At 61.6% G+C, this 9,918-nt stretch carries 3 protein-coding genes; 2 read left to right on the top strand and 1 reads right to left on the bottom strand.

The features are described 5' to 3' along the window. A partial coding sequence (locus ASD86_RS26240; RefSeq protein ID WP_235567889.1) for a transposase occupies positions 1-646 on the top strand: 646 nt, incomplete at its 5' end. A 331-nt stretch (positions 647-977) separates the two neighbouring features. Here ASD86_RS26240 and ASD86_RS24360 read toward each other — a convergent pair. After that, positions 978-9,164, bottom strand: coding sequence for a putative Ig domain-containing protein (locus tag ASD86_RS24360; RefSeq protein ID WP_235567888.1), 8,187 nt, complete (start codon positions 9,162-9,164; stop codon positions 978-980). On the opposite strand from ASD86_RS24360, the gene ASD86_RS28085 reads away from it, so the two are divergent. After that, positions 9,120-9,918: hypothetical protein (locus ASD86_RS28085; protein ID WP_235567886.1), on the top strand; the 799-nt coding region annotated here is incomplete at its 3' end. The two genes, ASD86_RS24360 and ASD86_RS28085, sit on opposite strands and share 45 nt — an antisense overlap.

The raw sequence follows: 9,918 nt of genomic DNA, 5'->3' as shown, positions 1-9,918 counted from the left end.
ACGCGGTAACGATCGACGTCCGTGTTTCTTCCAGGACGTAGATTACCTTCGCTATTTGAGCGAGCTACGCGAACTGGCCACGCGGGCCGGCTGCGCGATCCACGCCTACGTGCTGATGACGAATCACGTGCATCTGTTGATCACGCCATCTCAGGCGGGGCAGGTAAGTGCGGTCATGCAGGCGCTGGGTCGGCGGTATGTCCGCTATGTTAATGATCGTTATCATCGCACTGGCACCTTGTGGGAAGGGCGATACAAGGCGTGTCCTGTCGACACAGATAGCTATTTGTTGCACTGCTATCGGTATATAGAACTCAATCCCGTGCGTGCAGGGATGGTGAGCGCACCAGGCGATTATCGCTGGTCCAGCTATCACGCGAATGCGTCAGGTCAATCCAATGCCTTGCTCACTCCGCATCCTACCAATCTGGCATTGGGCACGGACGGCGCATATCGTCAACACACTTATGCTCGTCTGGTTACAGAGATACTAAATCCAGACGAGGTGGCGCTTATTCGACTGCGACTGCGGCGCCAACATGCACTCGGTACTGACCGCTTTCGAGCCATGATCGAAGCCCAGTTGCAGCGGCGCGGAGGTCCGGCAAAGATCGGGCGTCCGTCTAAGGCTCGACTGGATTCGTAGAGTGGACATGAAAGTCCACTCTGCCTCTTTTTTTTGCGAATACGTACCCAGATAGCCCCCGCTATTTTGACAGTAGCTCATCAGTATTTGCGGACTCGTAAAGATGTACCTCGGGAAAGTGCTCGTCGCTAGCAAACAAAAGCTCATGCATTTCGTGATCTTGAAGGAAGCGTTGTATGACCTTCCACGCTCGTGCGTCATTATTCCATGCTTTATTTTCCTCCAGGTACACTCCTTGCAGAGTCAGGCTTGTCTCCTCTGAGGCGATCTTCTTGCCTAGGTACAAAGAGATTTCGCAATTTTTGCAGCAAAGGTAAAAATATGCGCTCATTTACCATTTCCTATTTGCGGGGACGCGGATCAAGTCGTCTGATGTGATTACGAAAACCTGTCGTAAATCCGGTCTTCTGGGGGCAACATTGTGCAGCGACCTTCTAACATAAGAAACCGCCTCTCTGGATGATAGTGGCAAATTTCTTGAGTCGATGACGACGGCGGTTGGGTGGCCGATCACCTGCTGGGCTCCGTCTTCAATATTTCTTTCGAACATTCTCTTGATTCGATTGTCTGGTATTTGTTCAAACGGGATATGAGAGGGGGGTGGGTCAATAGTTTTGAATTCAGCGCGATATTCTCTTCCGTCATCCAATCGAATATGAGCATCTCCGTTGGATATGTTGGCGCCGCGCAAATGTACTTTTATACCCATTTTTTTTGCCAATGCCTCCGCAATCAATATTTCTTTTCTCAATGGCATCTGCTCAGAGGACAGATTTGGCTCAACAGTGACCTCCCCAATTTGCGCAGCACGATGAATGGAATTCCTCTGCATGCCATTCGATGCGGAGCTTAGGCCGGGCCTGCTGATCCGCGGATTGCTACTACCCATCGCCCCAACCCCTGCAGCCAGCAATTCACCTGTCATTTGGGCATCGTAATACTTTTCTTCGGGGTGGCCTGGTCGCCCTGTCACGCCGCGCCGATAAACGTCCAATGTTGCATCACGGAGTTGTATTTGCTCCATATGATCCAGCTCACTTCCCATGTAATAACGATATATCCGCACATCGAATACGGCTTGATCAACTTCCGCCTTACTTAAAGCCTGTTTGGCATAGGCAACGTCGTATGCCATATCCAGTACTTCTCGTGGTGTACGCAACAACAAATCTTCATCGAACGTCGGATACGTCTTCGGCGCACCGTCCACTCCGGCCGGCGTAGCGGCTCGCATGGCGTCTACGATCGTAAGCGGTGCCTTGCTGTACGAGTTCCTTATCCATTCATTGTAGGCGGGTTGAAGGCGTTGGCTGTGATAAGCATTATAGCCATTGAGATATCGCACATTCGCATAATCAGGCGTCGGTAGTTCGTTTTCATCAGCCCATTCGTAACTCGCGAAGAAATATCGAGTGGCGTATTCGTCGGCGGTAACCTCCATTCTTGGCAAATTTGATGGCGGCCCCAACGCGTCGCCACCTCGATCTTCATAAGTTTTCTTGTATTCGTCGAATGACCATTCGGTGGGGTTCCACGCGGGTGCGTTTTTCGTTGCCATAGCCCAGCTGCTGAATCGCTCTTGCTCGGATATGGCGGCATTTGGATTGAGCGTCACGCGAGCAGTTCCGCTGCTTGCGCTCGTAATGGATCCCATCGCGAGCGGCAACATTTGTTCACTGGCCTCGTCAACTTCGTAGCCTTTATTGAACGGATTTCCATCCGCCCATGCCGAGTCATGCATTTGCTGACCCGTGCTATCGGCTGCGATGCGATTGGCACGTTGTGCATTGATCCCGCGACCGATGGCATTCCCGAGCGCATTACCAAACGCATCCAACGCAATCCGCCCATAGTCGATCTCATCATTGAACCCAAACGCACGACGGACATGGACGCTGACTACGCCGCCGATCATGCCATTGGCGAGATCGGCACCGAAGTTGCCCGCGCCCTCGAAGTTCTTGGACGGGGGCAGGCCGATGGATTCGCTGATTTGCGCGGCTACCAATGTGCCCAGCGCGTTTGCGGCGATGTTCCGCCAGCTGAAACTGACATCCATGCCCGCGACTTTCTGGCCGATGTAATTGGCGCCGGCACCGCCCAGCGCCAATCCGGCTGCCTTCAGGTAATTCGGGGAGGTACCTCCAAGTGCTTGGCCTACGGAGTTCCACTGCGCGAACATCCCGCCCGTAATCGCACCGGTTACGCCACCGGCAATTACGCCACGCCAGTTGAAGCTGGTGACGCCCATCATGCTGCCGACTGCTTGACTGGCTAAGCTACTGGCCGCGCCAGCTACCGCGCCTGCATACACGCCGGTACCAAAAGAGATTGAAGCGGCAGCTGTCGTTCCCCCTACGGCTGCGGCGGTTCCTCCGACGGCTGCGGTGGTTCCTATGGCAGCACTGGTTCCCGCGCCCGCAACGACAGTTCCCGTAGTTGCGCCTGCGCCAGCAGCGGCTCCCCCGACAGCTCCGGCAGCGGGACCGGTCATTGCTCCCCAAGTACCGACTGCTACGGCCACGGCCACGACGATCATGATGACCATGCCCAGCGTGTCGCAATGCGGCGGCGGTGGGATATACGGCAAGCTTGGAGTAGTCGACCCAATCGCTTCGGATGGGCTATAGGGCTTGAACGTACCCGCATCGTTGCGACTGACATCGACGTTAGGCGCTTCCAGCGTCAAACCGCCACCGATCTCCTGATCCGGATCGCCCAATCCATTAGCCTGCGCCAGCACGTACCACTGCTGTTCGTTGCCGTAGACCCGCTGCGCCAGTTGACGCAGGGTTTCTCCGGCCAGCGCGGTGACCTTGCCGCCGCCGGCTTCGTACATGCCCATGCCGTTGAGGCTGACGATGCCGAGTGCGCCTTCGCGCACTTGCGCCATCTGCTGGCCGCCAGCGTAAGCGAACAGGTAGTTCGGTTTGGTCGTGCCGGTCTGGGTGAACTGGCCGTTGCTCAGGGTGCCTTCGCGGCGGGTCTGCACCTGGCCGTCGCCGTTGTAGGCGTAGTAGCGCACGCGATCGTCGAGGGTGCCGTTCTTCAGGCGGGTGTTTTCGACCTGCGCGATCAGGCGGCCGTAGGCGTCGTAGCTCAGGGTGTTGGTGGTGGGCTTGTAGTTGTTGTCGGTGCTGACGCCGCTGACGGTCTTTTCCTGGTAGCTCTCCCAGCCTTCGTAGGTGACGGTGTAGGTGTGCATGTAGCCGGGGGCGAAGGTGCGGTAGCTCTTGGCCTTGCCGGAGCCGTCGTAGGTGCTCTGGCCGTTGGCGTCGAGGTATTCGACCCGGTTCTTGACCACGGTGAGCACGCTCAGGTCGGTGCTCTGGCGGCCGTTGGCGTTGTCCAGCGACGCGATCTGTACCCAGTTGGTGGCTGCTTCGTTGCGGCCGGTCGTGCTCTGGTAGATCAGGCGGCCGTCGGCGTCGTAGGCGTAGGCTTCGGCGCCTTGCAGCCAGCCGCTGTAGTCGTAGGTCTCGTATTCCTCGTGGATGTCGCCGTTGCCATAACGGGTCCAGGTGGTGCCTTCGGGGTAGTACGTGCGGCTGCCGAGCTGGCGATTGTTGGCGTCGTAGCTGAAGACGCGGTTGACGCCGCCGAAGTAGCTGCTGCCGGCCAGCTGTTCCTGGAATTCGACCGTGCGGTTGCCGCGCAGGTCGTAGTTGCTGCGCTGCACTTTGAGGTTGTTGAAGCGGTAGAAGGTGCGGGTGACCGCGTTGCCTGCGGCGTCGTAACCCAACAGGTACGAGTCGCCGCCTTGCTCGGTCAGCACGATCTGGCCGTTCACCATGCGGCCGTTGTTGATCGCGATGCGGTTCTCGGCGTCGTAGGTGAACCAGTAATCACGCACGTCGATTGGTGTGGGCGTGCTCGACATGGTGCTGGCGGTGGTTGCGGTGCTGCTGCTCTCGGCCTCGGGCGCCATGTCGAAGCTCAGGCTGCTCATCGCCGGACCGCCGGGTTGCGACAGTGGCCCTCCGCCGCGCTGGAACTGGACGGTGAGGTGGAAGCTCATGTCGACGTAGGCGCCGAAGCTGTCGGTGGCCCGCACGGTGATGTTGTAACCGCCGTTCTGGCCGGGCGGGGACAAGTCGAAGTAGTGGCCGCCGCTAGCGCTGTAGCTGTACACGACCCAGGCCGGCGAGTTGACCAACTGATACGTCAGCGGATTGCCGTCGGGGTCGATGAAGGCATTCGCTGGCCAGATCTCGTAGTCGCCGCTGCCGGCGCTTTCCGAAATCACCATCGACTTGTTGGTCGGCGCGTAGTTGCGGATCGGCGGGTTGTTGGGCGGTGCGACCGCATTGACCGTGATCACGAAGCTGGTCGATGCGGAGTCGTAGCCATCCGAACCGGTGACGGTAACGGTGTAGCTGCCGGCGGTGTTGGGCGTGCCGCTGATGACGCCGGTGCTGCTCATGCTCAGACCCGGCGGCAGACCGGTCGCGCTGTAGGTGGTCAGCTGGCCGCCGCCCGGATCGGTGAACGCGGGAATCTGATAGGCGAAGCCGGTGCCGACGCCGGCGGTCTGGTTGGGGATCGACGAGGCGACCGGCGGCTGATTGACGTAGCTGCCGAAGCCGAAATCCATGGTCTTGCTGGCGCCGAACGCGTCGGTCGCGGTGTAGTAGAGACGCACGTTGCTCGCGCCGCTGGCCACGCCGCTGATGGTGCGGCTTTGCGCGTCGAAGCTCAGCCCGGCGGGCAGGCCGGTGAGCTGGTAGGTGATCGCATCGCCTTCGGGATCGGTGAAGGCCGGCAGTTGGTAGCTGTACCAATGCCCCGCCACCGCCCAAGGCATCGTGAATTCCGACGGCGGGTTGGGCGCACGGTTGTTGGCGCGAACGGTGATCGCCAACGTCGTGGTCTTGGCCGCGCCGCTGGTGTCGGCGGCGGTGAAGCTGACGGTGTAGACGGTGCCGGCAGGGATGTCGCCGGGGACGCGGCCGATCAGCCGCAATTCCGGGCGCACTGGGTTGTCGATACGCTGGAACGACATCCATGCGGGCAGACCGCTGGCGGTAACGGTGAAGCTGTCGCCATCGGGGTCGGTAAATACCTGCGAAAGCGGGCTCGACCAGCTGAAGTCGCTGTAGTTCATCGCGACCACGGCGGGCAGCGGCGACGGACCGGTCGGCGCGCTATTGGCCGCGGCGTTGACGTGGATGGTCTTGACCACCGACCAACCGTTCTGATCGGTCGCGCGCAGCATCACCGCGAACACGCCGACCGCGGTCGGGTTGGCGCGCAGCAGCATCGTGGCCGGGTCGATCTGCAGCCACGACGGCAGCGAACTCAGATTGTCGATGCTCAACCGCAGTTGGTCGCCGATATCGAGATCGTAGAAATAGTCGCCGGCGCGCAAGGTCTTGGTGAGGCTGGTGCCGACCTTGACCGGGATCGTTTCCGGCGCGGTGTTGAACACTTGCGGGCCAACGTTGCTGCGCACGTACAAGGTGAACGTGGTCGCGGCCGCGTTGCCGGGGTTGCCTGTTTCCGAGGCGAGCAGGCGGATCGACAGGTCCTGGTCGGCGGCGTTGGCGGCGGGCTGGGCGGTGAAGATGATCTGGCCAGTGGCCGCGTCGCGTCGCGCAGTCAGCCACGCGGGCAGCGGGCTGCCGTCGGCGAGGCTGATCTGCAGGGTCAGCGGGTCCTGCTGGGCATCGAGGAAGATCTCGTTGAACACCAGCGCGAACTCGGTTGTCGCGCCTTTGTGGACCGAGCGCGGGGGCGGCGACTGCACCAGTTGCGGGGCGGTGTTGATCGCCGGTACTTCCGCCGAGTCGGCGCCGTAGCCAGCCGAGGCCTGCACCCTGCGGCGGTTGCCGACAGCGTCGTAGCTGTAGGTCAGGTCGAATACGCGCTTGGTCGCGCCGTTGGACAGGTCGTCCTGCACCACGCGCTGGATGCGGTTGTTGCTGTCGTACCAGGTGCGGGTGATGGTATGCACCGCCTTGCCGCCGGCGTCGGTGGTGTTGACTTCCTCCAGGGTGCGGTTGCCGGCGGCGTCGTATTCGTAAACGTAGGTCGGAGGGCCGTTGGCCTCGTGGATCGATTTGATCAGGCCATTGGCGTAATACAGAGTGGCGCGCCCGGCCTGCCACGCCGGACCGGCGCCGCCGGCCTGGCCTTCGTAGGTCTGCTGGCCGGTGGTCGGGTCGTAATCGTAGTCAAAATCGCGGCCGCTGAGGTTGTTGTGGTCGGTCAGGCGGCCGTGTATGTCGTAATTCCACGACAGCTGCTGCAGACGCACCGTTTCGCCATCGTCATCGACGATCGTCGCTGCATCGGCCGACCAGAAGGTTTCATAGATCTTGCGGCCTTGCGTGTCGTAGGCGTAACCGGTGCCCACGCCCATCGCGGTGCGCGACAGCAACAACCGATGTTGGCTGTCGTATTCATAGCGCGACAGGTTATTGAGGGCATCGAACACCTGGACCCGGTCGCCGTTCTGGTTCAACACATAGCGCTGCAGGACCGAGCGCGTGCGCCCGCCGGCACCGTTGGCGAGGTAGTCGCCGATCTGGATAACGCGGCTCAGGCGGTCGTAGTCCTGATAAGTCAGGTAACCGAGCGGGTTCTGGGTGATGCGTTGGTTGCCCAGCGCGTCGAAGGCGAACAAAGTGGCCTGGCCCAATGCGTCGCGCGAGGCAATCAGGCGTCCGGCTGCATCGTACTCATTGCTGCGGGTGTTGCCGTTGGCGTCGCGCGTTCCGATCAGGCGGCCCAGCGCGTCGTAGAACCACTGGTTGACCGGGCGCACCCAGCTGACCGCGCCGGTGTCGGATACGACCTGGACGATAGGACGTTCGTCGCGCACGACCTGGTTGGATTCGTTGTACTGATAGTTGGTGCGATAGCCGCGCGCGTCGATCACTTCCAGCACGTTGCCCCAGCGGTCCAGACGCTGCTGGACGTTCGATGTCGCGTTCGGGTCCGCGGTATGCGACGGCAGGCGCGTGGCGGTGGTGCGGCCGAGGCGGTCGGTGGTGTTCCAGGTGATCGCGTCGACTTTCTGCCCATCGGAAGTCGCGACGAGGTGCGCCTCGCGCACCTGATGCCCGGCGAGGTTATAGCCGAAATTCTTGACCACGAAGCTTTCGTTCGATGTGACCAGGCGGCCGGCGCCGTCGTAGCCGTAATTCAGGCTGCCGGCGATGCCGGCGTAGGTCTTCTGGACGATTTCGCCGAATGCGTTGTAGATGACGGCTTCCGACTGGTCGGTGCCGGAGCCGGCACCGTTGAGCAGGTCGCGGGTCTGGCTGGCGCCGGTCTGGCGGCCGGCCTTGTCGAAGCTGTACCACGAGTGGACGCGCACATCGTAGGTGGCTTCGCTGCCGGACAGGACGGTCCAGCGATGGACGACATTGTCGGCCGCGTCGTAGTCGCTGTAGGTGCTCTGATCGTTGCTGTTGATCGTAGCGACCGCGCGGCCCTGCCAGTCGTAGCGGATTCGCTCGATCTGGTCCTTGTTGTCGTCCGCAATTACGTTTCCGGCGGAATTCTTGCCGTTGGCGAACCGACGGGTCAGCACGATGTTGCCGAACGCGTCGTAGATCATGTTGGTAAACGGGGAGACGTACTCGTACATCCACGACGTCGTCAAATCCCGGTCGGTGCCGCTGCCCAGCAATGAGAAGGTCGTGTCATTGATGACCGCTCGAACCGGCTCGGTTACCGCGGCGACATTGCCCAGCGCGTCGTACTCGGTCTTGGTGACGCCGGTATCGTCGATCACCTCGGTAACGCGGTTCTCGCCGTTGTAACGGAACTGGGTGAACACATCGCGCACGCCGGAGCTGCCGTCGTTGCCCTGGAAATGGCGCACGACCGCCTGGGCCGATTTGCGGCCCAAGGCGTCGTAGCTGTAGCGGATCGCGCGGTCGTAACCGCTGATGTCGTCGCCGGCCGGCGGCGTGTTGGGCGGCGCCAGTGTGGTCAGGCCGATGGTCGATATGGCGCGGGCGAACTCGACGGTTTCGGTGACTTCGCCGGTGGCGTTGTACTGGCTGCGGGTGACGTAGCCTTCGGCATCGACCGTCATCGTCACCCGGCCGGTCAGGTCGTAATAGGTGTAGCTGTCGGCCCAGCGCGCATCGGCCTGGCCCGCGGTGCCTTGCAACAGGATCGATTCCTTGACCTTGTTGCCGAAGCCGTCGTACTCGACCCGCACGGTCGGCGAGCCGGTCGCGGCGACGCCGGCCGCGGTGTAGTAGGTGACCTGCGCCTGTTCGATCTGCACGGCCAGGCCGCGTTGGTCGTAGCGTGTGGTGATGGTGCGGTCCTGCGTGCCGGCCACGACCGCGCCGGCGCTCTCGATCTGCGCCAGCGTGATTGGCTGGCCCGCCGACCATCCCGCCATCGCGGCGGTGTTGAGACGGGCTTCGTAGCGACGCAACTGGGTCTTCTGGCCGAAACCGTCGTAGCTGTTACGAGTGACGTAATTCTCCTGGTCGATGTCGTAGGCCAGTTGCCCCAGCGCGTCGTAGACCTTGTAGCTGTAGTTGCCGCGCACGTCCTTCTGCACCACGGCGCGGCCGAGCGCGTCGTAGGTGACTTCGATCGTCGGCTGGATACCGCTGGCGACCAGCTGTCCGTTGTTCGGGTCGATCTTGCCGGCGTCGGGGAAGATCGTGCGGATCTGGTTGCCGCGGTTGTCGTACTCGTAACGGGTGATGCGCGGGCGCCCGCCGTCGGCATCTTCGAGGCGACGGATTACATTGCCCAGTGCGTCGTATTCGGTGCGGGTGGCGATTCGGCGCACGCCATAGCTGTGGGCGCCCGCGACGTCGACGTTGGCGATCCACACGTCCGGACTGATCTGCGCGGTGCGGCGGCCGGCGGCGTCGTATTCGTAGTTCCAGACGCTTCCGTTCTTGTTGCGGAATGCGGTGACCTGGCCCAGCGGGTTGTAGGTGTACTCCTCGTACTGGTTGAGCGCGTCGGTGACGCGCACCACCCGGCCCATCGCGTCGTAGGCCGTCGTGGTCTTGCGCACGTCGGCGATGCCGGCGACCGCGGCCGATACCGCGGCTTCGTTCATCGGCGTGACGATGGAAACGTATCCACCGTAGCGGCGGGTTTCAACGACCCGGCCGGCGCCATCAAAGCGTTGTTCGTTGACCGCGCCCAGATCGTCGACGGTGAAACGCACGCGACCGGCGGCGTCGAACACGTACTGGGTCGAGCGGTATTTATCGGCGCTGGCGTAGGCACCGGCCGCGTTCAGGGCGGTGTTGACGTCGGCCGGTGTCGCCACCGGGCCGAGC

The sequence above is a fragment of the Lysobacter sp. Root690 genome (genome assembly GCF_001427785.1).
Classification (GTDB): domain Bacteria; phylum Pseudomonadota; class Gammaproteobacteria; order Xanthomonadales; family Xanthomonadaceae; genus Lysobacter.
The sequence above is the reverse complement of the archived record's forward strand: the minus strand, read 5'-3'. Positions and strand labels throughout refer to the sequence as shown.